This window comes from Microbacterium pratiae (assembly GCF_047302165.1).
Taxonomy (GTDB): Bacteria; Actinomycetota; Actinomycetes; order Actinomycetales; family Microbacteriaceae; genus Microbacterium.
In genome coordinates, this window is sequence record NZ_CP154843.1 from 1,247,927 (window position 1) to 1,274,228 (window position 26,302).

Genomic DNA, 26,302 nt, shown 5'->3' on the forward strand with positions numbered 1-26,302 from the left:
CGTGGCCCGGAAACCGCTTTCCCGTCCCGCAGACCTGATCGACGGCGCTCGTCCGGCCCGATCCGTCCTGCGGCTGCTCGCTCGTCGACCCGCGCGTATGAGCATCGCGATCGGCGCCTTCGCGCTGAAAGAGATCCCGATGTGGTTCCTGCCGGTCATCACCGCGGCGATCATCGACATCGTCGCGGGCGGGGGAGAGGTGACCGCGGTCGTCGGCTGGTTCCTCGTCGCGGCCGCGCTGCTGCTCCAGAACTACCCGAACCACATCCTCTACACGCGCAGCTTCATGACCGTCGTGCGCGACACCGGCGCCGACCTGCGCAACGCGCTCGCCGCCCGGCTCCAGAGCCTGTCGATCGGCTACCACTCCCGGGTGAGCTCGTCGATCGTGCAGACGAAGGTCGTGCGCGACGTCGAGAACGTCGAGCTCATGCTGCAGCAGGTCACCCACCCGCTGCTCTCGGCGACGATGGTGATGATCGGTGCGCTCACGATGACGGCGATCGCGGTGCCGCAGTTCCTGCCGGTCTACGCCCTTGCGGTGCCGATCGCGATCGGCATCCGGTACGGCATGCGCAACCGCTCGCGCGAGCGCAACGCCGTCTTCCGCCGTGAGGTCGAGGTGCTCTCGGCGCGGGTGGGCGAGATGGCGTCGCTCATGCCGGTCACCCGCGCCCACGGCCTGGAGGAGACGGCGGTCACGCGCGTCTCGCACGGCGCCGAAGGGGTGCGGCGTGCGGGCCTTCACCTCGACATGCTCAACGGCCACGTCGCGTCGATCTCGTGGGTGGCGATGCAGCTGCTCGGCGTCGGATGCCTCGTGCTCGCGGCGATCTTCTCGCTCACCGGCATCCTGCCGATCTCACCCGGCGAGGTCGTGCTGCTCTCGACCTACTTCACGCTGCTCACGCAGGGGCTCACGCAGCTGCTGATGCTCATCCCGGTGGGAGCCCGCGGGCTCGAATCGGTGCGCTCGATCGCCGAGGTCCTGCAGGAGCCCGACCTCGAGCAGAACGAGGGCAAGCGCCGCGTCGACCGCGTCGTCGGCGACATCCGCCTCGAGCGGGCCAGCCACCGCTACGCGGGGGCGAGCGATGACGCGCTTCACGAGATCGACCTGCACATCCCCGCGGGTCGCACCTACGCGTTCGTCGGCTCATCGGGATCGGGAAAGTCCACGCTGCTCAACCTCGTCCTCGGGTTCGTGCGAGCGACGAGCGGGCGGCTCACGATCGACGGGGCCGACGTGCAGGAGCTCGACCTGCGCACCGTGCGGCGATCGGTCTCGGTCGTGCCGCAGGAGTCGGTGCTGTTCGAGGGCACGATCCGCGAGAACATCGCCTACGGGCTGCCCGACGTCACCGACGACCGCATCGAGCAGGCGCTGCGCGATGCCAACGCGTGGGAGTTCGTCAGCGGTCAGCCCGACGGCTGGGACACCGTGGTCGGCGAGCGGGGAGCGCGTCTGTCGGGAGGTCAGCGCCAGCGGCTCGCGATCGCCCGTGCGCTCGTCCGCGACCCCCGCATCCTGTTGCTCGACGAGGCGACCTCGGCGCTCGATCCCGAGTCGGAGGAGCTCGTCAAGGAGGCGCTGGGCCGGCTGATGAGGGGTCGCACCACCCTCGTCGTCGCCCATCGCCTCTCGACCATCCGCCAGGCCGACCGCATCGTCGTGCTCGAGCGCGGCCGCATCGTCGAGCAGGGTTCGCACGACGACCTGCTGGCCGCCGCCGGCCGCTACGCCCACCTCCACGCCACCCAGTCCTAACCCCCCACCCCCACCCCCCCCCACCCCCTTCCCGTCGACTCGCCAGGAATTGCGGATGCCGGCACCCCCGCATCCGCAATTCCTGGCGACTCGACGGGAGGAAACAGGAGACAGGAGACAGGAGAACGATGTTCAGGGAGATCTACCGGGATCCGGTGTACGACGGGGCGACCGATCCGGTCGTCGTCGTCGCGCGGGGCGACGGAGCGCATGGCGGGGCCGGGGGCTCGGGCGCCTGGTGGATGTTCTACACGCAGCGCCGCGCGACGCACCCCGACCCCGGCCCGGGCGTCGCCTGGGTGCACGGCTCGCGCATCGGGGTCGCCCGCTCGCGCGACGGCGTCGACTGGGCTTACGCCGGCACGCTCGAACCGGATGCCGCCGGGCTCCAGCTCATCGCCGGACGGCCCCCGGTCGACGTCGACCGCACCCACTGGGCGCCGGAGGTCGTGTTCGACGGCACCGGCTGGCGGATGTACCTGACCGAGATCGACGGCGTTCCCGACCGCTGGCCGGGCCACGCCCGCACGATCGTCGAATACCGTTCGACCGACCTCGTCTCCTGGCAGCGGCTCGGGCCGCTCGAGCTCGCGAGCGACCGCGTCATCGACGCCGGCGTCGCCCACGGCCCCGACGGCGCGTGGCGGCTCTGGTACAAGGACGAGGCGGCCGACTCGATCACGCGCGTCGCCGTCTCGGACGACCTGGAGGCGTGGGCCGACGGCGGCGTCGCGATCGACGGGCGTCCGCACGAGGGCCCCAGCGCCTTCGAGCTCGACGGGCGGTGGTGGATGATCGTCGACGAATGGCGGGGCATGGGGGTGTTCGTCTCGGACGACACGGTTCGGTGGGTGCGTCAGGGTGGTCCCGACGATGTCGTGCTCGGCGCCGGGACCGTGCCCGGCCGGGGTTTCGGACACCACGGCGCCCCGGTCCGCGACGCCGACACGCTCTGGTACTACTTCTTCGCGCAGCCGGCCACGACCCCCGAGGCCGGCGGCGACGGGGCTGCGGCCGACGACGTCGAGGCTCGGCGGTGCGCGGTGTACCGGGCGCGATTGCGTGTCGACGGGGGCCGGCTGTTGTGCGAGGCTGAACCGACGGGCTGAGACCGGTCACAGCCGCGAGATCACGGGTGGGAAACGGTTGCCACGAGTTTCTTGCGAAACGTTTCACGGCGTAGTACCGTTGCCGGCAAGCGCTTTCCCGAAGCGGGACGGCGCGCACCTGCACACACGGACAATGGACGTTCGCGCGCACCGAGACGACGACGTTCGGCAGAGAGGACAACGATGTTCAGCAGAAAGCGGGCACTGGCCACAGTCGCCATCGCGACCGGCGCCGCGCTCACCCTGGCGGGCTGCGCCGGCGGCGACACCCCCGCCGCAGACGCCACCTTCGACCCCGACGAGAAGGTCACCCTGAACCTCGCGTTCTGGGGCAACGACGTCCGCGCGGAGCTCTACAACGAGGCGATCGCCGCGTTCAACGAGGAATACCCGAACATCACGGTCAACGCGACGTTCCTCACCTTCCCCGAGTTCTGGGAGAAGCGTCAGACCGAGGCGGCCGGCGGCGGACTCCCGGATGTCATGCAGTTCGACTACTCGTACCTGCGTCAGTACTCCGAGAACAACCTCCTGCTCGACCTCGAGCCGTACCTCGGCGACGTCATCGAGACCGACGCGCTGCCGCAGAACATCCTCGACATCGGTGTCGTGGGCGACACGACCTACGGCATCGCGACGTCGACGAACGCATGGGGCATGTTCACCAACCCGAAGCTGATCGAGCAGGCCGGCGTCGAGGAGTTCGCCGGTGGCTCGTGGGATGACTACTCCGAGTGGATCACGAGCGTCACGGACGGCTCGGGCGGCGCGTACTGGGGCGGCACCGACTACACCGGCCGCATCCAGAACTTCGAGCTCCAGCTCCGCGCCGAGGGGTCGCAGCTGTTCGACGAGAGCGGCGAGCCCGGCTTCGACGAGGAGCGACTCGCCGAGTTCTGGGAGGACGGTGCCGAGCTCCGCGAGAGCGGCGCGGTCATCGGCCAGCAGCGACTCGAAGAGGCGCTGCCGCTCTCGGGCTTCGACGCCGCGCTGACGGCGAGCGAACTCACCTGGGACAACTTCGGCGGCGGCTACCTCGGCAACCTGGGCGAGGGCTACACCGAGCTCGGTCTCGTCGCCCCGCCCGTGACGAAGGAGGGCGCGAAGGACCTGTACCTCAAGCCCTCGATGCTCCACACGATCTCGGCGAAGACCGAGCACCCCGCCGCGGCGGCGACGCTCGTCAACTTCCTCGTGAACTCGCCCGAGTCGGGTGAGATCTTCGGCACGAACCGCGGCCTCCCCGCCTCGCAGACCGCGCTCGACGCGGCCGACCTCGACCCGCTGAGCCAGCAGGTCAAGGAGTACGAGGAGTCGATCGCCGACCGTCTCGGCGACGCCCCGCCGGTGCCGATCGTCGGCTACGGCACGATCGAGGAGGAGTTCCGCAAGCTCGGCACGGAGCTCGCCTTCGGCACGATCACCGTCGACGACGCGGTCGATCGCTTCTTCTCGCAGATGGACATCACCCTCAACGGATGACCCGTTCCCGCGGGCCGGCGTTCGGCGCCGGCCCGCGGCCCATCCTCCCCGCATCCTCAGGAGCATCGTGACCACTACCGCCACACGGGTGATCGTCACCAAGGAGTCGCCGCGCCGCGGCCTCGTCCGGAAGCAGCGCCCCGAGCACCTCGATCGCCCCGGCGCCCGCAAGCGCGCGGCCCGCGAGACCATCGCGGGGTACGGCTTCCTTCTGCCGTGGCTCGTCGGCTTCTTCGGGCTGACCCTCGTGCCGATGGCGTACTCGCTGTACCTCTCGTTCACGAGCTACAACATCTTCGCGCCCCCGAAGTGGATCGGCTTCGACAACTACGTCCGCCTGTTCACCAATGACCCGAGCTTCATGCAGTCGGCTCAGATCACCCTCATCTACGTGCTCGTGGGCACCCCGATCTCGCTGATCGCCGCTCTGCTGATCGCGCTGCTGCTGAACTACCGCGACAAGGGCGCGGCCTTCTTCCGCTCGGCGTTCTACGCGCCGTCGCTGATCGGCGCCTCGGTCTCGGTCGCGATCGTGTGGCGCGCGATGTTCGCCACGAACGGTCCCGTCGACAACGGCTTGAACGTGTTCGGCATCGATCTCGGCGGCTGGATCGGCAACCCCGGCCTCATCCTGCCGATGATGATCCTCCTGGCCGTCTGGCAGTTCGGCGCGACCATGGTCATCTTCCTCGCGGGCCTCAAGCAGATCCCGAAGGAGCTGTACGAGGCGGCCGAGATGGACGGGGCCAACGCCCTGCGGCGATTCCGCGCCGTGACGGTTCCGATGCTCTCGCCGGTCATCTTCTTCAACCTGCTGCTCGGCCTGATCGGCGCGTTCCAGGTGTTCGGATCGGCGTACATCATCTCCAACGGCACCGGCGGCCCCGCCGGGATGACGAACTTCATCACGGTCTACCTCTACAAGACCGGCTTCGCCGACGGCCGCATGGGCTACGCCGCCGCCATCGCGTGGGTGCTCCTCGTCGCCGTCGCCATCATCGCCCTCATCCTCTTCCGCACCCAGAAGTCGTGGGTGCACTACTCGGGAGACAACCGATGACCACGTCACCCACCTCGCCGCTCACGAGCGAGGCCATCTTCGCCGAGCAGCAGACCACGGCGATGCCGCCCGCGCGGCGCAGAGTGAAGCGCAAAACCTGGCAGACGATCGTCTGGTTCGCCGTGCTGATCGTCATCACCGCGGTCGTGCTCTACCCGCTGGTCTGGCTGCTGCTGTCGACGTTCAAGCCCAACAGCGAGTTCGGCCAGAACATGGGCCTGCTGCCGAATGCGCCGACGATCGAGAACTACATCAAGGTCGCCGAAGGCATCGCGGGCGTCCCGATGTGGCGGTTCTTCGCCAACTCGCTGCTCATCGCCGGCGTCTCGGTGATCGGAACCGTGCTGTCGTCGGCGCTCGCGGCCTACGCCTTCGCCCGCCTGCAGTTCAAGGGGCTCGGCATCCTGTTCGCCGCGATGATCGGCACGCTGCTGCTGCCGTTCCACGTCGTCATCATCCCGCAGTACATCATCTTCAACAATCTCGGGATGGTGGACACCTACTGGCCGCTGCTGCTGCCGAAGTTCCTCGCGACCGAGGCGTTCTTCGTCTTCCTCCTCGTCCAGTTCATCCGGCAGATGCCCCGTGACATGGACGAGGCCGCGAAGATCGACGGCGCGGGACACCTCCGCATCTTCTGGTCGATCATCCTGCCCCTGATCAAGCCGGCGCTCATCACGTGCGCGATCTTCAGCTTCATCTGGGCGTGGAACGACTTCCTCGGGCCGCTGCTCTACCTCACGAGCCCGGAGAACTACCCGCTGCCGATCGCGCTGCGCCTCTACAACGACCAGACCTCGTCGAGCGACTACGGCGCGACGGTGACGGCATCCTTCATCGCCCTTGTCCCGATCCTGCTGTTCTTCATCGTCTTCCAGAAGTTCCTGGTCGACGGCGTCGCCACGCAGGGCCTGAAGGGCTAGCGATGTCGACCGACGAGCGTCCCCGCACGCGGCGCGAGCAGCGCGCAGCGGTGAGGGCCGACCGGTCCGGCAGCGGTCCGACCCTCGAGGCGCGTCCGCAGCTGCGGCATCCCGGAGCCGCCGGGGCGTTCGCCCTGCTCGGCGAGGTCCTGCTGATCGGGCTCCTCATCGGCGTCGTCTCGCTCGCGGTGGTCACGCTCCCGGGTGCCCTCGCCGCCGGGGTGCGGCACCTGCGCCGATATGTCGCCGCCGACGACTCGCGCCTGTCGCTGTTCTGGGCGGACGTGCGCGCGGGCCTGTTGCCGGGCGCGGTCGTCGGGCTCGTGACCCTCGTGGTCACCCTCGTCCTGCTGCTCGACATCGACCTGGCCCGATCGGGATTCCTCCCGGGCGGCGCCGTCGTCGAAGCGGTCGGCTGGGCGGGGCTCGCCGCCCTCGCCGTCGCCCTGCTCCTCGCCGCCGGTGCCTGGAGCCCCGAGCTCGGCTGGCGGGGCGCGATCCGCTCCATCCCGGATGCCGCACGCGGCGACCTCGTCGGAACCCTGTACCTCCTCGCCACGGCCGGCTTCGTCGTCGTGGTCACCTGGGCGCTGCCGCCGCTGTTCGTCGCCGGCATCGGATGCGCGGCGCTGGCCGTCGTCGCGATCCCCGCACGCACGCGTCGCACCTGAGACCCGTCGCACCTGAGACCCGTCCCCCCGGGCCCGCTCCCGATGAAAGGACTCCCATGAAGGCCAACCGCCTGCTCGCAGCCGTCGGCATCGTCGCCGCCGGTGCGCTGGCACTGACCGGATGCGGCGGCGCGCAGACGCCTCCCGCAGCCGCGTTCGATCCCGACGAGAAGGTCACGCTGACCTACGCGTTCTGGGGCAACGACGACCGAGCGAAGCGATACGACGAGCTGATCGCGGCATTCAACGAGGAATACCCGAACATCACGGTCAACGTCAGCTTCACCGACTTCCCGAGCTACTGGGAGAAGCGGCAGACCGAAGCCGCGGGCGGGGGACTGCCCGACGTCTTCCAGTTCTCCGACAGCTACCTGCGCCAGTACGGCGAGTCGGGCAACCTGCTCGACCTCGCCGAGGTCGCCGACCAGATCGACATGACGACCTTCGACGAGGGGCTGCTTGGCACCGGGGCTCTGGGCGGCACGCAGTACTCGCTGCCGACCGGTTACAGCCTCTGGGCGAACTTCGTCAACGACGACCTCGTCGCCCAGGCGGGGGTCGCGGCACCCGAGGGCGGCACCGATTTCGCCGAGTTCGACGAATGGATGGCCGAGGTCACCGAGAAGACGGGCGGCTCCGTCTACGGCGGCACCGACTACACCCAGCGCATCCAGGCCTTCGAGCTGGCGCTCCGGGCCGATGGCGGGAACCTCTACACGGACGACGGCCAGCTCGGGTTCACCGAAGACCAGCTGCGCGAGTTCTGGGAGAGCGGCGCCGGGCTGCGCGACGGGGTCGCCGTGCCGCAGCAGCGGCTCGAGGAGCTGTCGCCCAAGTCGGGATTCGGTGCCGCGCTGACCGCCAGCGAGATGAGCTGGAGCAACTTCCTCGGCGGCTACCTCGCCGACTCGGGCGCCTCGTCGATCTCGATCGTCGCGCCGCCGACGGCGAAGGCGGGTTCGAAGGACCTCTACCGTCAGGCCGGCCTGCAGGTCGCGATCTCGGCGAAGACCGAGCACCCGCAGGCCGCGGCCCTGTTCCTCGACTTCGTGGTGAACTCGGAGGCGGCGGGCGAGATCTTCGGGACCACGCTCGGCTTCCCGGCCTCGACCTCGAAGCTCGCCGGCGCGACCCTCGAGGGACCGGACAAGCAGGTCGCGGACTACATCGAGTCGGCGGCCGACCGCATCGGCGACGCGCCGCCCGTGCCGGTCGCCGGGTACGGCTCGCTCGAGCAGACGTTCTGGGAGCTCGGCAAGTCGCTGGGGCTCGGAACCACCTCGGTGGACCAGGCTGTCGACCAGTTCTTCTCCGAAGCCGAGGTCGTGCTCGGCTGAGGTAGACCGCCACGTCGGGGATGTCGCGCGCGGAAGCGCGGCATCCCCGCTGACTCAAGGAAAGACATGACGCCGACGAACGCCGCCATCGACCCCCGTTTCGAGATCTCCCGCATCGACCGCCGCATCTTCGGTGGCTTCGTCGAGCATCTCGGCCGCCACATCTACGACGGCATCCACGAACCCGGTCATCCGGCGGCCGACGCCGACGGCTTCCGATCGGATGTCGTCGAGCTCGTCCGTGAGCTCGGGGTGTCGACCATCCGCTACCCCGGCGGCAACTTCGTCTCGGGGTATCGGTGGGAGGACGGAGTCGGTCCGCGCGAGGCGCGCCCGCGCCGTCTCGATCTCGCGTGGCACTCCACGGAGACCAACGAGGTGGGCCTCCACGAGTTCGCTCGGTGGCTCGAGCTCGTCGGAAGCGACCTGATGCTCGCCGTCAACCTCGGCACACGGGGGACGCAGGAAGCGATCGACCTGCTCGAGTACGTCAACTCGGACGCCGACACCGCGTGGACCCGACAGCGCGTCGCGAACGGCCGACCCGACCCATTCGGGGTGCGGATGTGGTGTCTCGGCAACGAGATGGACGGCCCCTGGCAGCTGGGGCACCGCAACGCCGACGACTACGGCAAGCTCGCATCGCGCACCGCGAAGGCCATGCGGATGCTCGACCCCGACGTCGAGCTCGTCGTGTGCGGGTCGTCGGGCAGCGGGATGCCGACCTTCGGGTCGTGGGAGCGCACGGTGCTCGAGCACACCTTCGACGACGTCGACTTCATCTCGTGCCACTCCTACTACCAGGAGCGCTTCGGCAACGCGCAGGAGTTCCTCGCGTCGGGCGTCGACATGTCACGATTCATCGCCTCGGTGGTGGCGATCGCCGACGCGGTCGCGGCGACGAAGAAGAGCGACAAGCGCATCATGATCTCCTTCGACGAGTGGAACGTCTGGTACCTCCACAACGACGAGGGAGGCCAGGACGACAAGCCGCGCGAGCCGGGCTGGCCGGTCGCGCCGCGGCTGCTCGAAGACCAGTACCACGCGTTGGATGCCGTCGTCTTCGGTGACCTGCTCATCACGCTCCTTCAGCACAGCGACCGCGTGCGGTCGGCGTCGCTCGCGCAGCTCGTCAACGTCATCGCCCCGGTCATGACCGAGCCCGGCGGCCCGGCATGGCGGCAGACGACGTTCTTCCCCTTCTCGCTCACGTCGCGTCTCGCGGGGGAGAGAGCCGTGTCGGTGCCCGTTGCGTCGGGTTCGTTCGAGAGCGAGCGCTTCGGTACCGTTTCGAACGTCAACGCGGTGGCCACGCTCGATGAGGGCGGCGCGTCGCTGTTCATCGTGAACCGATCGACGGCCGACGCGGAGCAGCTGCGCATCGACGTGTCGGCCCTCGGGACCGCGCGCGGTGCAGCGGTGTCGATCGTCGAGTCGCACCTGCTGCACGACGACGACCGTTATGCCGCGAACACCCTCGATGACCCCGACCGGGTCGGTGTGGTGCCGGTGCCGGGAATCGCGGTCGAGGACGGCATCCTCTCGCTGTCCTTGCCCCCGATCTCGTGGGCGGCCATCCGGCTCGGCTGAGCTGCTGCCGCGTCCGCGCGCAGGCTTGCGCCCGCGGACGACAGCCATCTACAGTATGGGAAAGCGCTTACCATCTCACCGGTGAGCGGACGAAGCAAAGGAACGCCCGTGTCAGAGACGACCACCCTCAGCCCCGCGCCGGAGACGGCGACCGCCCCGCAGGTCCGCGAGATCGGCATCATCATGAACGGCGTCTCGGGCCGGATGGGCTACCGCCAGCACCTCGTCCGCTCGATCCTCGCGATCCGCGACCAGGGCGGCATCGAGCTGCCCGACGGCACGAAGGTCACCGTGAAGCCGCTCCTGGTCGGACGCAGCGAGGCGAAGCTCGCCGACCTCGCGGCCCAGCACGGCATCGAGGACTACACGACCGACCTCGACGCCGCCCTCGCCGACCCGCGCTGGGAGATCTACGCCGACTTCCTCGTCACGAAGGCCCGTGCGTCGGCGCTGCGCAAGGCGATCGCCGCCGGCAAGACGATCTACACCGAGAAGCCGACCGCCGAGTCCGTCGACGAGGCGCTCGAGCTCGCGAAGCTCGCCGCCGAGGCCGGCGTGAAGACCGGTGTCGTGCACGACAAGCTCTACCTCCCGGGCCTGCAGAAGCTCAAGCGCCTGATCGACTCGGGCTTCTTCGGCCGCATCCTGTCGGTGCGCGGCGAGTTCGGCTACTGGGTGTTCGAGGGCGACTGGCAGCCCGCGCAGCGGCCGAGCTGGAACTACCGGGCCGAAGACGGCGGCGGCATCATCGTCGACATGTTCCCGCACTGGAACTACGTGCTCGAGAACCTGTTCGGCGAGGTCAAGACGGTCTACGCGCAGGCCGCCGTGCACATCGCCGACCGCTGGGACGAGAACGGCGAGCACTACACCGCCACCGCGGAGGATGCCGCCTACGGCGTCTTCGAGCTCGAGGGCGGCGTCGTCGCGCAGATCAACTCGTCGTGGACCGTGCGCGTGAATCGCGACGAGCTCGTCGAGTTCCACGTCGACGGCACGCACGGCTCGGCCGTCGTCGGCCTCTTCGGCGCGAAGATCCAGCCGCGCAACGCCACCCCGAAGCCGGTGTGGAACCCCGACCTCGAAGACACGCACGACTACGACGCCGACTGGCAGAACGTGCCCACCAACGACGTCTTCCTCAACGGCTTCCGCCAGCAGTGGGAGGAGTTCCTCACCTCGTACGCGACCGAGACCCCGTATGAGTTCGACCTCCTCGCCGGTGCGCGGGGCGTGCAGCTCGCCGAGGCAGGCTTGCAGTCGAGCCGCGAGGGCCGCAAGGTCGAGCTGCCGACCCTGAGCATCTGAGCGACGCACGATGACCGATCTCACCCTCCTCGGCGCCGACGGCGCTGTCACCGCCGCATCGCTGAACGATGCGCCCGGCTTCGCCCGGCCGACGAGCGCGCTGCGCAGCCGGGTCGCGTATGCGGCGGCCCACGTCGTTCCCGTCGTCTCGGCGGACAACACGCCGGGCCAGCCGGCGCAGATCGATTGGGACGCCACGCTCGGCTTCCGCCGCGCCGTGTACTCCTGGGGTCTCGGCATCGCGGACGCGATGGACACCGCGCAGCGGAACATGGGTCTCGATGCCGCCGCGACGCGCGAGCTCATCGCGCGATCCGCCGAGGTCGCGCGCGAGGAGGGCGGCTCTGTCGTCGTGGGCGTCAACACCGACCACGTCGACGACGAGCACATCCCGCTCGATCAGGTCATCGACGCCTACAAGAGCCAACTCGCGTTCACGGAGGACCAGGGTGCGGGTCCGGTGCTCATGGCGTCGCGGCACCTCGCCCGGGCGGCGTCGTCGGCCGACGACTACCGCCGGGTGTACCGCGAGGTGCTCGCCGCGGCATCCGGCCCCGTCGTCCTGCACTGGCTCGGCACCGCCTTCGACCCCAGCCTCGCGGGCTACTTCGGGTCGTCCGACTGGCGCGCGGCATCCGACGTCCTCGTCGAGATCATCGGTGACAACGCCGACAAGGTCGCGGGCGTGAAGATGAGCCTGCTCGACGCGTCGTCGGAGGTGTCGGTGCGCGAGCGCCTGCCCGAGGGCGTGCGGATGTTCACGGGCGACGACTTCAACTACGTCGGCCTCATCGGGGGCGCCGACGTGCCGGAGGCGACCCAGCCCGAGCGCGACCCGGCCTCGACGCGGCAGCACTCGGACGCGCTGCTCGGCGCGTTCGCGGCCATCACGCCCGTCGCCTCCGCGGCGATCCAGGCGCTGGATGCGGGCGACGCCGATCGCTACCTCGCGATCCTCGGACCCACGGAAGAGCTCAGCCGGCAGATCTTCGCCGCGCCCACGTTCTACTACAAGACCGGCGTGGCCTTCCTGTCGTGGCTCAACGGCCACCAGGCAGCGTTCCAGATGGTCGGCGGACTGCACTCGGCACGGAGCCTGCCGCACCTCTCGCGCATCGTCGAGCTCGCGAACGCATCGCACGCCCTGGAGCAGCCGGAGCTCGCTGCCGACCGCTGGCACGCGATGCTGCGGCTGAACGGAGTCGAGGCATGAGCGTCGTCGACCCGCGTCTGTCGATCAACCAGGCCACGATCAAGTACGCCGATCTCGCCACCGCACTGCGGGTCACCGCGGATGCCGGGATCGAGGCGATCGGGCTGTGGCGCGAGCCCGTCCAGGAGGTCGGTCTGGCGACGGCCGCCGCCATGCTGACGGACTCGGGCCTGCGGTTCACCACACACTGCCGGGCGGGCTTCTTCACGATGCCGGAGGGTCCCGCCCGGCGCTCCTCGATCGACGACAACCGGGTCGCGATCGACGAGGCCGCCGTGCTCGCCGCCGCCGGCGCTCCCGGCTCGACGGCGATCCTCGTGCTGGTCGCGGGCGGTCTTCCGGAGGGTTCGAGCGACATCGTCGGTGCGCGGGAACGCGTGCGCGACGCGATCGGCGAGCTCGCTCCCCACGCGAAGTCGGCGGGGGTGACGCTCGCGATCGAGCCGCTGCATCCCATGTTCGCCTCGGACCGCTGCGTCGTCTCGACCCTCGGGCAGGCGCTCGACATCGCGGCCGACTTCGAGCCCGAGGTCGTCGGCGCGACGGTCGACACGTTCCACATCTTCTGGGACCCCGACGTGCTGCCCGCGATCGAGCGGGCCGGCCGCGAGGGCCGGATCGCGACCTACCAGGTGTGCGACTGGAAGACGCCGCTGCCCGCGGACGTGCTGCTCAGCCGCCACTACCCGGGTGACGGCGTCATCGACTTCGCATCGCTCACGCGGGCCGTCGAAGCCACGGGATACGACCGCGACATCGAGGTCGAGATCTTCAACGCCGACATCTGGGCCGCCGCCCCCGCGGACGTCGTGCGCCGGACCGCGCAGGCGTTCGGCGATGCCGTGACGCCGCACCTCTCGGGTGTGCGGACCCCCACCGCATAGACTCGGCTCGTGGGACAGACGGGGATGTCGCCGCGTGGCTCGGCCACGCTGCACGATGTGGCGAGAGAAGCCGGGGTGTCGCTCGCGACCGCCTCGCGGGCGCTGAACGGCTCGACCCGCAAGGTCGCCGACACCTACCGCGAACGCGTCGAGCAGGCCGCGGCCCGGCTCGGCTACACCGCCAACCTGTCGGCGCAGGCGACCGCCCGCGGCACCTCGGCGATCGTCGCGCTGCTCGTCGCCGACATCGCCGATCCCTACTTCGGGCAGCTCGCGGCGGGTGTCGCGCGCGGCGCCGACGAAGCGGGCCTCGTCGTCACCGTCGCGATCACCGAGCGCGACCCGGCCCGCGAGCTGCGGCTCGTGCGGGCGCTGCGCGGTCAGCGCCCCCGGGGCATCATCCTCGCCGCGTCGCGCACCTCGCGGGAGATGTCCGACGAGCTGAGAGCCGAGCTCGACCTCATCGCCGCGAGCGGAGGAACCGTCGTCGCGCTGGGACCGGGAGCCCCCGGCATCCGCAGCATCGCCATCGACAACCGCGGCGGCGCCCGAGAACTCGGCGCCGCGCTCGCCGCGCGGGGCTACCGCTCGGCCGTCGTGCTGGCTGCCGCCGACGGCGTCGTGACGAGCGATGACCGCCTCGCCGGCTTCGCCGACGGCTTCACCGGTGGCGGGGGAGCGGAGCCCCGCGTGTACCGCGGCGGTTTCAGTCGCGAGTCGGGTGCCGAGGCGATGACGGCCGCCCTCGCCGACGGCGTCGAACCGGGGACAGTCGTCTTCGGCATCAGCGACGTCGTCGCCATCGGTGCCCTCACGGCGGTGCGCGCCGCGGGACGCGAGCCCGGTGCCGACATCGCGCTGGCCGGTTTCGACGACATCCCGACGGGCCGCGACGTGACTCCGCCCCTGACGACGGTGCGGGTGCCGCTCCCCGACGTCGGCTACAGCGCCCTGCGGGCCGCCGTCGACGCCGAGGCCGACGAGGACGCGCCCGCGCTGCCGCTCGAGGTGCTCGTGCGCGAGAGCACGCCCCCGCGGAGCTCGTGACGTGACGCGCGTCGTCGTCGCGATCGACAGTTTCAAGGGATCCATCGCCGCCGCTGCGGCGGCCCGTGAGCTCGCGGCGGGGTGGGCGTCCGCTGACGCGGACGCCGTTCTCGAGCTGCGCCCGATGGCCGACGGCGGCGAGGGCACGCTCGACGCGTTCGCCGCCGCGGTTCCGGGCGCACAGCGGATGCCGGTGACCGTCACCGGCCCCACCGCGCAGCCCGTCGATGCGTCCTGGTTGCTGCTCCCTGCGGTACCCGAGGACGGATCGGGGATGCCCTCCCGTGGCCGGGTCGGTGTCGTCGAGCTCGCGTCGACGTCGGGCATCGAGCTGCTGGGCGCGGAGCGACGCGGCCTCGACGCCGACACCACGGGATTCGGCGAGGCGATCGCCGCCGTGCTCGACGCCGGAGTCGACCGTCTCGTGCTCGGCATCGGGTCGAGCTCGTCGACCGACGGCGGCGTCGGGATGCTGCGCGCGCTCGGCGCCCGGTTCACGGACTCTGCCGGACGCGACGTCGTCCCCGGCGCGCGCGGCCTCGCCGATATCGCGCACGTCGACCTGTCGGGGCTCCGACCGCTTCCCGCGGGTGGCGTCGACGTGCTCAGTGACGTGTCGAACCCGCTGCTCGGCACGCGCGGCGCTGCCGCCGTGTTCGGGCCGCAGAAGGGGCTCGACACGGCTCAGGTCGCCGCAGCCGACGCGGCGCTGAGCCGGCTCGCCGATCTCGTGCCCGCGGGCGGGGCGCACGCGACCACTCCGGGGGCGGGAGCCGCCGGTGGCACGGGGTTCGGGCTCCTCGTCTGGGGCGCCCGCTTGAGTCCGGGCGCTCGCGAGGTCGCGGCGCTCATCGGACTCGCCGACGCCATCACCGGAGCCGACCTCGTCATCACGGGCGAGGGGTCGTTCGACGGGCAGTCGGCGGCGGGCAAGGTTCCCACGTTCGTCGCCGGGCTCGCCGCGGGTGCCGGGGTGCCGGTCGCTCTCGTCGCCGGGCGGATCGCCGCCGATGCCGACACCGCGGCGTTCACGGCATCCGTCTCGCTGACCGACCTCGCAGGATCCTCCGCGGCCTCGCTCGCTGCCCCCGCCCGCTGGCTCCGCGCGGCGGGCGCCGCGCTCGCCCGTACCGAGCCCGAGTGAACGGCTTCGCCGCGAGCGCACGGCTTGCTCACGCAGGAAGGTCGTTCACTGAGCGCTTGGCCGTGCACTGAGCGAATGATGCGAGGATGCCGCGGGCTCGGGGCGGTGGACGCCGCGGGGACGGTAGCCCAGGGCATCCGAGGCGCCGAGCAGGTCGGTGAGATACCAGACGATCGCGAGCCACATCTCGGTGCCCTGGAGTCCCGGCTCTGCCCCCGCGAGCCGGAAGCTCATCCCCGCTCCCGGCTGCCAGCCTTCGAGCACCTGGTCGAGGAGGCGGGCTGCGAGGTCATCGACCTCGGCGCGGCGGTAGCCGGCCGCGCGGGTGAGCCACAGCGGATGCGCGACGTCGAGCACGTTGCAGGCATCGAGCCGTGACGGGGTGAACCATCGGTCGTCGCGGGCGTGTCGCAGCACCGTGTCGACGACGGCCTCGGGGTGGGGAACCGGGATGCCGTGCTGCGCGAAGGTGCCGCGCGATGCCCTGTAGAAGCCGTTGACGACGAGCAGCAGCCCGCGCTCGGCGGAAGGCCGGCCCCACATGCCGCTCGCGGCATCCGCATGCGTCACGAGCCATCCGAAGAGGGCCTCGGCCACTCCCGGCGCGATCCGGTCGCCCCGGCGGCGGGCCCAGAGCAGAGCCGTCCCGATCGCGTCGACGTGATGCCCGGCGTTCCAGGGGTCGGTGTCCCAGGGCAGTGCATCGAGTCGCGCGATGACCGAGTCGGCGGTGGCATCGGCGACGAGTCCGATGGGGTGGGCGAACTCCGCCCCCATCAGATCGAGGGCGTACCCCGTGGACAGCACGTGATAGGCCGTGTCGCCGTCCTCCCAGCCGGGGACGTCAACCGGGCCGAACGGGGGTACGGCGCCCGTCGCCGGGTCCTGCCAGCCGCGCAGCCGTTCGATGAGCCCGGAAGGATCGCTGCCCGGCGGCGTGGAGCCCAGCAGCAGATCGGCGATCTCGACCGCGTCGCCCTGCGCGCGCACCGTCGGATCCGCGCCCGGCCGGTCGGAGTAGAGCCCGGTGGCCGGGTCGAATGAGCGGGCGAGCAGCGCTGTCGCATCGGCGCGGGCCCGGTCGGCGAACGCGGACACTCGGTCGCGCAGCCGATCCCTTCCGGGTGCGGCATCCGCGGGCGGCACCCGCCAGCGCAGCAGTCGGGCGGGGTTGCCACCGACGATCGCGCCCGCGGGGACATCCTTGGTGACGACGGCTCCCGCTGCGAGCACGGCCGATGCGCCCACCGTGACCCCGTCGAGCACGACGACGTGCGAGCCGATCCACACGTCGTCGCCGACCCGGATGCCGCGGCTGGTCAGCGGTTGGCGGAAGACGGGCGTTCCCGGCTCCATCGAGTGGTTGAAGCCGAGCACCGAGCTGTGCGCGCCCATCCGCACGCCGTCGCCGAAGACGACGTCGCCGCGGACGGCGGCCGACGGGTTCACCGAGCAGTCCGCGCCGATACGCAGGGTGCCGGTCAGGTACGCCCCCGCGGCGATGTAGGAGCGGTCGCCCAGGCTGAGCGTCTCGGCGTCGAGCGCCGCGAGCTCGGAGACGAAGCACTCGTCGCCGAACGTCCAGTCGGCATGAGCGGCCGCGAGCGCCGCCTGGTGCTCGCTCTGGCGCCGCCGGCTCTCCGGGGATGCCGTGGACCAGAAGTCCCACGGCGAGTAGTCGTGACGATCGATCACGCGGGACTCTCTGCGCGCGGTGCGACGGTCGACTCGCGCACGACGAGGGTGGGGTTGAGCATCACCCGACGCGTCGGCCGGCCCGGGTCGGCCATCCGTGAGACCAGCAGCTCCACCGCCGTCTCCCCGACGCTGACGCGCGGTGGTGCGACGGCGGTGAGCGCGGGGGTGAAGAGCTCGGCCACCTCGTCGTCGTAGGCGACGATCGACAGGTCTTCCGGCACCGAGATCCCTCGGTTGAGCGCCAAATCGACGAATGCCATCGCCTCGGGATCGGAATGCACCAGCAGCGCGGTCACCCCGCTTCCGAGCGCGCGGTCGAGCGTCGTGTCGACCGCGGCGGAGAACTCCGCACTCGCGCGGTCGGGAAGCGTCGTCTCGATGTGCTGGGCGGGCGTGAGCCCGAGCTCTTCGCACGCCGCCTGCCACCCGGCGGCGATCTTGCGCGACGTGGGGGAGTTGCGCGAGAGCACCAGCCCGACCTTGCGGTGTCCGAGCGAGGCCAGGTGGCGCGCCGCGAGGACCGCGCCGAGCGCGTGGTCGGTCGTCACGGCCTCGACCGGGACACCGGCGGGCTGGACGATCGCGTCACGCTCGACGAGCACGCTCGGCGTGCCGCATTCGGCCAGCCACTGCACGACATCCTGCGAGTGCGGGGTGTCGGTGTTCGGCGCGACGATGAGGCCGCGGATGTCACCGCTCGCGACGAGACGCTCGAGCACGGGGCGCTCGTCCTGCAGCTCGTACGAAGCTCCGCGCAGGTGGACCTTCAGGCCGTGACGGCGCGCAGCGGCCTCCATGCCCCGCACGACCCCCGGCCAGTAGAAGTTGAGCGACGGCACGAGCACGGCGATCGAGCCCGTCGAAGCCTCGGTGCCGCCGCCGGCGGGCGCGTGCGTGTGCTGCCCGTTGGCGGGGATCGCGCCCCCGTGCACGCGCTGCAACAGACCCTCCTGCTCCATCTGCGCGAGGTCGCGCCGGAGGGTCACGGTGGCGGCGCCGAGCTCGTCGGTCAGCTGCGAGATGCGCACGGCGCCCTCGCGCTCCATGGTCGCCAGGATGTGCGCGCGGCGCTCGGCGGCTAGCAGCGCCGGTGTGGGGTCGGTCATGGTCGCTCGTCCTCGTTCCGTTCCTGTTCTACCGTGACACGCAGCTCGGCACGACCGTCGACGCTGATGGCGAGCCGGCTGAGGCGGTCGCCCCAGACGTCGGTCAGCATCGGATCGTCGAGCTCGCGAACGACGAGGGTGTGCGGTGCCCCGGCGGGCCACGTGATCCGGACCGGGGTCGCGCCGTCGAGCGGGCTCACGCGAGCCCACCCGTCGCCTGTCGTCACCGAGCCCGCGAGGAGCAGGCGCACCTCGGTATCCGGTCCGGCGGCTTCCCAGCGGTCGTCGATCGTGACGTGTCCCGAGCGGTGAAGAGCAGCCCGACGTCGCCACGAGCGTACCGACCCGGCGGGGTAGGCGCCGCCGATCTCGAGATCCAGCGCGCTCATCTCATCCGATCGGACGACGACCGGATCGGATGCCGCGAAGGCTGCGCCGTGGGGCTGCGCCGCGCCCGAGATGCGCGGCACGCTGTGCCAGTCGCTCTGCATCGTCCAGATGTCGTATCGGTCGGGGCCGAAGGTCTGCGCCGTGTAGGTCGGGCGACCGGCATCGACGACCACGGGGACGCCGTCGGAGGCGACGATGACCGAGCCGACGTCGTTGTGGTTGTGGTTCTCGTCGTTGTGGCCGCCCTTGAGCACGACCGTGAGCCCGGCGGCGCTGCCGGGCCGTGCGCGTGCGAGCCAGACCTGCGTGGACGGGAGCCAGACCTCCGCGGGCAGCGGGCTCTCGCGACGCGTCTCGATCATCCAGGCGTCGTCGGTCAGGGCCCGCAGCAGGCGCCCGAGCCCGGCGTCCTCGGTGGCGGGCTCATCGTCGCGGCGCTGCGCCGCGGCATGGCGGCGCGCGTCGTCGTCGCCGACCGCGCGAGCCGCTCGGTGCAGGGCGTGCCAGGGCTGATCCGCGGGGGGACGGGCGGGTCCGTCGGCCGCGTTGACATACCACGGGCCGCCGAGGTGCGAGCGGTGGGGAAAGGCGACGGTCTCGCGCAGAGACGTCACGGCGGCGACCGGATCCCACGCCCCGTCGGTCGCGTAGGCGAGCAGGTCGAGGGCCTCGAGCGCTCGGCAGGCGCCGTTCCACCAGTAGGCGTAGCCCTCGTCGATCGCGCCGTCGGCGGGCAGGGCCGCGACGTAGCGATCGAGGCCCTGCGCGACGAGCGCGATGAGCGCGTCGCGCTCGTCGCCGTCGTCGCAGAGGACGAGCCCCGCGACCAGCACGTTCCCGTGGATCCACGGATTCCAGTTGTGGACGTGGCCGTCGAGCCCGAGCCAGTGCCAGTCGCGTCGCCGGAGGAACGGATCGATCACGCGGGACCGGGCCTCGTGTCGGATGCGCCGCCGGAGTCCGGGGTATCGCTCGTCGAGCCGGCGGCCGAGCACGTGGTCGATCCAGGCGAGCTGTCCGACCACCTCACCCGCACCGAGATCGAGGAAGGGATCGGTAACGGTCGCGAGAACCGACCCATGCCGCGCATAGGTGTCATCGTGGGCGGGCCAGCACCACGTCGACTGCTCGCAGAGCAGCCACACGCCGTCGGCGACCTCGTCGAGATATCTCGGATCGTCGTCCGACAGCGCCGCGACCACGGCCCGGCTCAGTCGTCGTTGGCGAGCGAAGACCTGCTGCTCGTACCCGTCCCGGTCGCCATCACGGTGCACGCGCGCGGCTTCGCTCGCACGGGGCTGAGGCCAGGGCCGTCCGAGGTCGGCGCGCGCCCGCTCGACCAGCAGACGCGTGGTCTCGGAGCGGACCCGGTGCGCCCAGCGATCCGCGTCCGGCACGGGGAGGGCGTCGGCGGACGGGCGGAGGTGCGCCGGGATGTCGCCGCACACCGCCGCGAGTGGGCCGGTGAAACCATCCGTGTTCCACAGCACAGCTGCTCCCTTGCATTGAATCGATCAGAAACGATCATAAGGAAACGGAGAAGATCTTGCAATGATCGAAATGGGTTGCTAATCTCCGAATCGGTCGCGATCAACGAAGACGACCGAGAAGCCCTTCGAAGGAGAACCGGTGACTTCCGAGCACTCGAACCCGGCCCACGCCGAGACGGCCCGCGACGCCTGGGTCGCCCGTGCCGACGTTCTGCTCGATGCCGCGCGCAGCCACGCGACGCCCGGCGCCGGCCGCATCCACTTCCCCGGCGCCGAAGGCGGCTACGGGCACGCCGTCGACGGGCTCGAGGGCTTCGCACGCACCTTCCTGCTCGCCGGCTTCCGCATCGCGGGAGCCCGGGGCGAAGGAGTCGACGAGCTCATCGCCCACTACGCGCGCGGGATCGTCTCGGGCGTCGATCCGGACGCGCCCGACCGATGGGTCCGGATGGAGGAGCACGCGCAGGCCAAGGTCGAGGCGGCATCCATCGCGCTCGTCCTCGACCTCACCCGCCCCTGGATCTGGGATCGGCTCGACGCACTCACGCAGCAGCGCGTCGTCGGCTGGCTCGCTCCGGCCGTGGGAGACGAGACCTACCCGCAGACCAACTGGGTCTGGTTCCGCATCGTGGTGCAGACCTTCCTGCGATCGGTGGGCGGCCCCTGGTCATCCGCCGACATCGCCGCCGACCTCGACCGTCACGACTCGTTCGTGCGCGAGGGCGGCTGGCTCTCCGACGGCGACGAGCGCTCGTACGACCACTACGTGGGCTGGGCGCTGCACGTCTACCCGATTCTCTGGGCGCGGATGGCGGGCGCGGCCGAGCTCGCCGCAGGCCGGACGGACGCTGACATCGCGCGCCTCGATCTCTTCCTCCACGACGCACTCGCCCTGGTCGGCGGCGACGGCTCGCCGCTCATCCAGGGCCGCAGCCTCATCTACCGCTTTGCCGCCGCGGCACCGTTCTGGGCGGGCGTCATCGCCGAGGTGCCCTCGCACAGCCCGGGGCGCCTCCGCCACGCGGCAGATCGCATCGTGACGCACTTCGCCGACCGCGGCGCCCCCGACCTCGACGGCGTCCTCACGATGGGATGGCACGGGGAGTGGCGGGGTCTCGCTCAGTCGTACTCGGGCCCCGGCTCGCCGTACTGGGCGGTCAAGGGCTTCCTCGGGCTTCTCCTGCCCGCCGATCATCCGGTCTGGACTGCGCCGGCCGAGCCGCTGCCGGTCGAGCAGGGCGATGTTCTGCGCGCGATCGCGTCGCCCGGCTGGATCGTCTCGGGCACCGCCGCCGACGGAATCGTCCGGGTCGTCAACCACGGCACCGACCACGCGTTCCCGGGGGTCCGCACGGCCGACTCGCCGCTCTACGCCCGCCTGGGCTACTCGACCGCCACCTCGCCGATCGTCGACGAGCGAGGCTGGCTCGAGCCGCTCGAGCAGTCGGCCGCCATCGTCGCCTCCGATGGCCGCGCGACGCACCGCACCGCGATGACCCTGCGGAGCGTGCGCGTCCAGGACGACGCGGACGGACGGCTCGGCATCGCCGCATCCGCGTGGGACGCGCACCTCGTCGAACCGGCCCCGACGGCGCACCGCCACGGTTCGGGGCTCGCCGGAGACGTCACGTCCGTGGGCGTCATCACGACCACCTCGATCGTCCGCGGTTCGTCCGAGGTGCGCGTCGTCGTCGTCGTCGACGCCGTCTCGTCGGGTCAGGATGCCGCATCGCTGCGACTCCGCCTCGGCGGCTGGCCGCTCTCGGGCGACGAGGTCGTCGGCGGCACCGACGACAGCGGAGCGTGGGTGTCGTCGCGGGGCCGCAGCAGCGGCATCCGCGCGCTCTTCCCGGCGGGCGTCGCGGGACTCGTGTCCCGGGCGGACGCCGACCCGCTCGGCGTCCGCACCCTCGTGCCCGTCATCGAGCACGAGGTGCGGGTCGGCGAGCCTGTCGTCGCCCTGCTCGACCTCGCCGGCGGCGAGCACAGTGCGCCGCACGCGGCCGTCGACATCGACGGCTCCACGGTCACGGTCGTCTGGCCCGACGGGGCCCGCACCGTGAGCCGACTCACCGACTCCGAATCGCCTGCCCCGGCGCTTCGGCACCACGGGGTCCGACGTGGGACCTCGCACGCAATCGCAAAGGAGCAGCACGCATGAAGCGCAAGTTCGCAGCCGCGGCGGGGATGGCGGTCGTCGCCACCCTGTCGCTCGCCGCCTGCGGCGGGGGATCCGAGCCCGCCCAGACCGCCGACGGGCCCGTCACCCTGACCCTCTCGGGGTGGAGCCTCGACACGACGCCCGAGTTCCAGGTGCTCGCCGACGCCTTCCACGAGAAGAACCCCGACGTCACGGTCGAGCTCAAGCAGTACGACGCGGCCGAATACAACACGCTGGTCACCGCCGACCTCGCGGCCGGCGTCGGACCCGACATCATCACCCAGAAAGAGGTGAAGTTCGTCACGACGTTCCAGGAGGGCGGCCAGCTCATGGACGTCTCCGACGTCGAGCTGCCCGACGGCGTCGGCGGTGCCTCGTCGTACGAGGTCGACGGCACCGCCTACGGCGTCCCGTACCGGCAGGACCGCTGGGTGCTGTTCTACAACAAGGCGCTCTTCGACGCCGCGGGCCAGGAGTACCCCGACGGCTCGTGGACGTGGGACGACTACGACGCGGCCGCCGAGGCGATCAACACCGCCGGCGTCGCGAAGGGCACCTACCAGCACCGCTGGCAGTCGACCGTGCAGGGCTTCGCCTCGGCGCAGGAGGACACCGACGTGCTCTCGGGCGACTACGGATACTTCGCCGACTACTACGACCGCGTCCTCGCCCTGCAGGATGCCGGCGCCCAGGTCGACTTCAACACCTCGACGGCCAACCAGCTCACCTACCAGGGCGAGTTCGGCACGCAGAAGGCCGCCATGCTGCCGATGGGCACGTGGTACGTCGCGACCCTGATCTCGCAGCAGGCCTCGGGCGAGGCGAACGACTTCGAGTGGGGCATCGCGCCGATCCCGCAGCTCGACTCGTCGACGACCGGCACGGACAGCACCCCGGTGACGTTCGGCGACCCGACGGGCTTCTCGATCAACGCCAACATCGACGGCGCCAAGGTGCAGGCGGCGAAGGACTTCCTCGCCTACGCCGCGAGCCTCGAGGCCGCCGAAGAGCTGGCGAAGATCGGCATCACCCCGGCCGCGTCGAACGACGCCGTGACCGAGGCGTACTTCGCCGTCGAGGGTGCGCCGACCGACGAGCTGTCGAAGTTCGCCTGGTCGACCGGCGACGTCCACCCCGAGAACCCGACGTCGAACAAGACGGCGGCGATCCAGAACATCCTCAACGACATGCACAGCGCGATCCTGTCGGGCTCGACCCCGGTCGAGCGGGCCATCACCGAGGCCGAGGACCGTGTCGCCAACGAGGTCGGTCTCGACTGATCCCGTGTGCCGTCGCCCCGCCGACGGCACCCCGCGGCCGGCGCGGCACCCCGCGCCGGCCGCATCCCCCGCCGTCCTCCCCAGGAGACACCATGACCACCACCGCCGCCTCCCCGAAGGCGCGCCGCCCCGAGCCGGCGCAGCGCCGCAGGAGATCGAAGCTGACCCTGCGCAACACGCTGCTGGGCTGGAGCTTCATCCTGCCGAACTTCGTCGGCTTCGCCCTGCTGACGCTCGTGCCGGTCGTCACGCTCTTCTACATGTCGCTGACGAACTGGAACATCTTCGGCACGGCCAACTGGGTGGGGCTCGACAACTTCGAGCGGCTGCTCGGCGACGGGAGCTTCCGCATCTCGTTCGTCAACACGCTCTACTACGCCGCGCTGCACATCCCCCTGACGATCATCGCGTCGCTCGGACTCGCGCTGCTGCTGAACAACAAGCTGCGGGGCGTCGCGTTCTTCCGCACGGCGGCGTTCTTCCCGTACATCACCTCGATCGTCGCGATCGCGGTCGTGTGGAACCTGCTCTTCAGCCCCGAGTACGGCCCGATCAACGAGATCCTCCGCGCGGTCGGCATCGCCAACCCTCCCGGCTGGCTCACCTCGTCTGAGTGGGCGATGCCCGCCGTGGTCATCGTCAGCACGTGGCGCGACATGGGCTACTACATGATCCTCTTCCTCGCCGGGCTCCAGACCGTGCCGCGCGAGCTGTACGAGGCCGCCCGCATGGACGGCGCGAACGCGTGGGAGCGCTTCGTGAACGTCACGCTCCCGTGCCTGCGGCCGACGATGTTCTTCGTCACCGTCATGCTCACGATCAACTCGTTCAAGATCTTCGACCTGATCCTCGTCATGACCGAGGGCGGTCCGGGTCAGTCGACGCTCGTGATCTCGCAGTTCATCTACCGCAAGGGGTTCGAGGAGAACCAGTTCGGCTACGCCTCCGCGGCCGCCGTGGCGCTCTTCTTCCTCTGCATCCTCGTGACCATCCTCCAGTTCATCTGGAACAAGCGGAGGAACGTCTGATGACGAATCTTCTCGTACCCCAGGACGACCGCCGGGCGCTGCGCAAGATCGCGGCCGACGGCCTGCCCGACGGCCACCGGCCCGACACGGTCTCGCCCCTGCGCCGGATCGGTCGCATCGCGGGCTACATCGCGCTCATCCTCGCCGCGGCGGCTCTGCTGCTGCCGTTCTTCTGGATGATCATGAGCTCGCTGAAGTCGGCCAACGAGGTGTTCTCGGTTCCGATCCAGTGGATCCCCGAGGTCTTCGTCTGGCAGAACTACGTCGACATCTGGAACCAGTCGGGGATGCTGACCTGGATCCGCAACACGCTCGTGCTGGCGGTCGTCGTCACCTTCCTGCAGGTGCTGACCGGCTCGTTCGCGGCCTACGGCTTCGCCCGCATCCGCTTCCCCGGACGCGACGTGCTCTTCCTCGCCTACATCGGCACGATCGCGGTGCCGTGGCAGTCGTACATGATCCCGCAGTTCATCCTGCTCTCGAACGTCAAGGTCTCGAACACGCTGTGGGCCATCATCCTCATCCAGGCGTTCGGCGCCTTCGGGGTGTTCCTCATGAAGCAGTTCTACGAGACCATCCCCGAGGAGCTGTCGGAGGCCGCGCGCCTGGACGGCCTGAGCGAGTACGGCATCTGGCGCCGCATCATGCTGCCCCTGTCGGTGCCCGCCCTCGCGAGCCTCACGCTGCTGACGTTCGTGAACACCTGGAACGACTACCTCGGGCCGCTCATCTACCTGCGGAACCCCGATCTGTGGACCATCCAGCTCGGGCTGAAGAGCTTCGTGAGCAACCTCTACGACACCAACTACGCCCTGCTGTTCGCGGGACTCGTCATCTCGGTGGTGCCGATCGCGATCATCTTCCTCGTCGGCCAGAAGTACTTCGTCGAGGGCATCGCGACGAGCGGGATGAAGGGGTGAGGCCGTGAAGCGCATCTCGCACAACACGTACGCGACCGTCTTCGGCGTCGTCTACCTCGGGCTCATGACGAACCTGCTGCTGCTCGCCTCGTGTCTGCCGCTCGTCGTACTGCTGGTGATCACGGACCCGGCACGGTCGTGGCCGATGCTGGCCGTCGTCGCGCCGCTGTGCGCACCGGGCATCACGGCGGCGTTCGCGACCTTCCGCGCTCACGGCGAGGGCGAGAACCAGGTCGTCCGCGTGTTCGTCCGCAGCTGGAAGCGCTCGTGGCGCAAGGCTCTCGCGCTGGGAGCGGTCGTCGTGGCCGCCCTCGTCGTCGTGCTGGTCGACGTCCGCTTCTTCGCGCCGATGCAGGCGGGGGTCGCCGTTGTTCCCCTGCTCGGCGTGATGACGATCCTCCTGGTCGCGACGGGGCTCGTGGCATTCGCTGCGCTCGCCGAGGAGCCCGACGCCTCGCTGCGCTCGATCGCTCGGGCAGCGCTGCTGCTGAGCGTCCGCCGGTGGTGGCTGAGCCTCGTGTCGCTCGCGGTCATCGCGCTGCAGGCGGGACTGTTCGTCTCGATGCCGGCCATCGCGATCGGTCTCACCTCGGCGCCGGCGCTCTACCTCGCCTGGGCCAACGCCCGCTACATCCTCCGTCCGGCGCTCGGCGATCCCGAGCCCCAGACCGTCTGAATCCCGAAGGAACCCCT

The 26,302-nt window shown here is 70.6% G+C and carries 21 protein-coding genes; 18 read left to right on the forward strand and 3 right to left on the reverse strand.

Annotation, left to right across the window (positions count from 1 at the left end):
• Position 1: 1 nt before the first annotated feature.
• The 13 genes from AA0Y20_RS05760 to AA0Y20_RS05820 all read left to right on the forward strand — a co-directional run bounded on the left by AA0Y20_RS05760 (position 2) and on the right by AA0Y20_RS05820 (position 15,536).
• Positions 2-1,768, forward strand: a complete 1,767-nt coding sequence (locus tag AA0Y20_RS05760) for an ABC transporter ATP-binding protein (RefSeq protein ID WP_412938004.1) — start codon at positions 2-4, stop codon at positions 1,766-1,768.
• Between the two features lie 128 nt (positions 1,769-1,896).
• Positions 1,897-2,877: a hypothetical protein gene (locus tag AA0Y20_RS05765; RefSeq protein WP_412938005.1), complete on the forward strand. Its 981-nt coding sequence runs from the start codon at positions 1,897-1,899 to the stop codon at positions 2,875-2,877.
• Between the two features lie 183 nt (positions 2,878-3,060).
• Positions 3,061-4,359 carry an ABC transporter substrate-binding protein gene (locus AA0Y20_RS05770; RefSeq protein ID WP_412938007.1) on the forward strand — a complete coding sequence of 433 codons (1,299 nt, stop codon included), beginning with the start codon at positions 3,061-3,063 and terminating at the stop codon, positions 4,357-4,359.
• Between the two features lie 67 nt (positions 4,360-4,426).
• Positions 4,427-5,419: a carbohydrate ABC transporter permease gene (locus AA0Y20_RS05775; protein ID WP_412938009.1), complete on the forward strand. Its 993-nt coding sequence runs from the start codon at positions 4,427-4,429 to the stop codon at positions 5,417-5,419.
• Positions 5,416-6,342 carry a carbohydrate ABC transporter permease gene (locus AA0Y20_RS05780; protein WP_412938012.1) on the forward strand — a complete coding sequence of 309 codons (927 nt, stop codon included), beginning with the start codon at positions 5,416-5,418 and terminating at the stop codon, positions 6,340-6,342. Before AA0Y20_RS05775 ends, AA0Y20_RS05780 begins: the two co-directional genes overlap by 4 nt.
• 2 nt (positions 6,343-6,344) lie before the next feature.
• Positions 6,345-7,013 (forward strand): hypothetical protein, encoded by a 669-nt coding sequence (locus tag AA0Y20_RS05785; RefSeq protein WP_412938014.1) that lies wholly within the window; start codon positions 6,345-6,347, stop codon positions 7,011-7,013.
• A 56-nt stretch (positions 7,014-7,069) separates the two neighbouring features.
• The gene (locus tag AA0Y20_RS05790) at positions 7,070-8,350 is read left to right on the forward strand and encodes an ABC transporter substrate-binding protein (protein ID WP_412938015.1); all 1,281 of its coding nucleotides are present in this window, start codon (positions 7,070-7,072) and stop codon (positions 8,348-8,350) included.
• A gap of 66 nt (positions 8,351-8,416) precedes the next feature.
• Positions 8,417-9,940 carry an alpha-N-arabinofuranosidase gene (locus AA0Y20_RS05795; RefSeq protein ID WP_412938017.1) on the forward strand — a complete coding sequence of 508 codons (1,524 nt, stop codon included), beginning with the start codon at positions 8,417-8,419 and terminating at the stop codon, positions 9,938-9,940.
• Between the two features lie 183 nt (positions 9,941-10,123).
• The gene (locus tag AA0Y20_RS05800) at positions 10,124-11,248 is read left to right on the forward strand and encodes a Gfo/Idh/MocA family protein (protein ID WP_412939713.1); all 1,125 of its coding nucleotides are present in this window, start codon (positions 10,124-10,126) and stop codon (positions 11,246-11,248) included.
• Between the two features lie 10 nt (positions 11,249-11,258).
• Positions 11,259-12,461 carry a dihydrodipicolinate synthase family protein gene (locus AA0Y20_RS05805; protein WP_412938018.1) on the forward strand — a complete coding sequence of 401 codons (1,203 nt, stop codon included), beginning with the start codon at positions 11,259-11,261 and terminating at the stop codon, positions 12,459-12,461.
• A complete protein-coding gene (locus tag AA0Y20_RS05810) occupies positions 12,458-13,345 on the forward strand; it encodes a sugar phosphate isomerase/epimerase family protein (RefSeq protein WP_412938020.1) in 888 nt (295 codons plus the stop codon). The genes AA0Y20_RS05805 and AA0Y20_RS05810 overlap by 4 nt, the downstream gene beginning before the upstream one ends.
• A 9-nt stretch (positions 13,346-13,354) precedes the next feature.
• Entirely contained in the window at positions 13,355-14,392 is a 1,038-nt protein-coding gene (locus tag AA0Y20_RS05815) for a LacI family DNA-binding transcriptional regulator (protein ID WP_412938022.1), read from the forward strand.
• A gap of 1 nt (position 14,393) precedes the next feature.
• Positions 14,394-15,536 (forward strand): glycerate kinase, encoded by a 1,143-nt coding sequence (locus tag AA0Y20_RS05820; RefSeq protein WP_412938023.1) that lies wholly within the window; start codon positions 14,394-14,396, stop codon positions 15,534-15,536.
• Between the two features lie 45 nt (positions 15,537-15,581).
• Here AA0Y20_RS05820 and AA0Y20_RS05825 read toward each other — a convergent pair whose 3' ends face one another.
• The 3 genes from AA0Y20_RS05825 to AA0Y20_RS05835 are packed head-to-tail and all read right to left on the reverse strand — an operon-like array spanning position 15,582 to position 20,220.
• Positions 15,582-17,231, reverse strand: coding sequence for an acyltransferase (locus AA0Y20_RS05825; protein WP_412938025.1), 1,650 nt, complete (start codon positions 17,229-17,231; stop codon positions 15,582-15,584).
• On the reverse strand, positions 17,228-18,340 hold the full coding sequence (locus AA0Y20_RS05830; protein WP_412938026.1) for a substrate-binding domain-containing protein: 1,113 nt from the start codon (positions 18,338-18,340) through the stop codon (positions 17,228-17,230). Before AA0Y20_RS05830 ends, AA0Y20_RS05825 begins: the two co-directional genes overlap by 4 nt.
• Positions 18,337-20,220, reverse strand: coding sequence for a heparinase II/III family protein (locus AA0Y20_RS05835; RefSeq protein WP_412938028.1), 1,884 nt, complete (start codon positions 20,218-20,220; stop codon positions 18,337-18,339). Before AA0Y20_RS05835 ends, AA0Y20_RS05830 begins: the two co-directional genes overlap by 4 nt.
• A 139-nt stretch (positions 20,221-20,359) precedes the next feature.
• Between AA0Y20_RS05835 and AA0Y20_RS05840 the strand changes: the two genes are divergently transcribed.
• The 5 genes from AA0Y20_RS05840 (at position 20,360) to AA0Y20_RS05860 (ending at position 26,285) form a co-directional block, all read left to right on the forward strand.
• On the forward strand, positions 20,360-22,381 hold the full coding sequence (locus tag AA0Y20_RS05840) for a DUF2264 domain-containing protein (protein ID WP_412938030.1): 2,022 nt from the start codon (positions 20,360-20,362) through the stop codon (positions 22,379-22,381).
• Complete coding sequence (locus AA0Y20_RS05845; RefSeq protein ID WP_412938031.1) at positions 22,378-23,661, forward strand: ABC transporter substrate-binding protein; 1,284 nt, start codon at positions 22,378-22,380, stop codon at positions 23,659-23,661. Before AA0Y20_RS05840 ends, AA0Y20_RS05845 begins: the two co-directional genes overlap by 4 nt.
• Positions 23,662-23,753: 92 nt before the next feature.
• Positions 23,754-24,689, forward strand: coding sequence for a carbohydrate ABC transporter permease (locus AA0Y20_RS05850; protein ID WP_112616452.1), 936 nt, complete (start codon positions 23,754-23,756; stop codon positions 24,687-24,689).
• The gene (locus AA0Y20_RS05855; protein ID WP_412938033.1) at positions 24,689-25,609 is read left to right on the forward strand and encodes a carbohydrate ABC transporter permease; all 921 of its coding nucleotides are present in this window, start codon (positions 24,689-24,691) and stop codon (positions 25,607-25,609) included. Before AA0Y20_RS05850 ends, AA0Y20_RS05855 begins: the two co-directional genes overlap by 1 nt.
• Before the next feature lie 4 nt (positions 25,610-25,613).
• Complete coding sequence (locus tag AA0Y20_RS05860; protein WP_412938035.1) at positions 25,614-26,285, forward strand: DUF624 domain-containing protein; 672 nt, start codon at positions 25,614-25,616, stop codon at positions 26,283-26,285.
• The last annotated feature ends 17 nt before the right edge of the window (positions 26,286-26,302 follow it).

Coding starts and splice junctions, on each gene's coding strand:
- AA0Y20_RS05765 (WP_412938005.1), top strand. CDS start 1,897: ATGTTCAGGGAGATCTACCGGGATCCGGTGTACGACGGGGCGACCGAT.
- AA0Y20_RS05855 (WP_412938033.1), top strand. CDS start 24,689: ATGACGAATCTTCTCGTACCCCAGGACGACCGCCGGGCGCTGCGCAAG.
- AA0Y20_RS05800 (WP_412939713.1), top strand. CDS start 10,124: ATGAACGGCGTCTCGGGCCGGATGGGCTACCGCCAGCACCTCGTCCGC.
- AA0Y20_RS05770 (WP_412938007.1), top strand. CDS start 3,061: ATGTTCAGCAGAAAGCGGGCACTGGCCACAGTCGCCATCGCGACCGGC.
- AA0Y20_RS05790 (WP_412938015.1), top strand. CDS start 7,070: ATGAAGGCCAACCGCCTGCTCGCAGCCGTCGGCATCGTCGCCGCCGGT.
- AA0Y20_RS05795 (WP_412938017.1), top strand. CDS start 8,417: ATGACGCCGACGAACGCCGCCATCGACCCCCGTTTCGAGATCTCCCGC.
- AA0Y20_RS05805 (WP_412938018.1), top strand. CDS start 11,259: ATGACCGATCTCACCCTCCTCGGCGCCGACGGCGCTGTCACCGCCGCA.
- AA0Y20_RS05830 (WP_412938026.1), bottom strand. CDS start 18,340: ATGACCGACCCCACACCGGCGCTGCTAGCCGCCGAGCGCCGCGCGCAC.
- AA0Y20_RS05780 (WP_412938012.1), top strand. CDS start 5,416: ATGACCACGTCACCCACCTCGCCGCTCACGAGCGAGGCCATCTTCGCC.
- AA0Y20_RS05785 (WP_412938014.1), top strand. CDS start 6,345: ATGTCGACCGACGAGCGTCCCCGCACGCGGCGCGAGCAGCGCGCAGCG.
- AA0Y20_RS05810 (WP_412938020.1), top strand. CDS start 12,458: ATGAGCGTCGTCGACCCGCGTCTGTCGATCAACCAGGCCACGATCAAG.
- AA0Y20_RS05845 (WP_412938031.1), top strand. CDS start 22,378: ATGAAGCGCAAGTTCGCAGCCGCGGCGGGGATGGCGGTCGTCGCCACC.
- AA0Y20_RS05850 (WP_112616452.1), top strand. CDS start 23,754: ATGACCACCACCGCCGCCTCCCCGAAGGCGCGCCGCCCCGAGCCGGCG.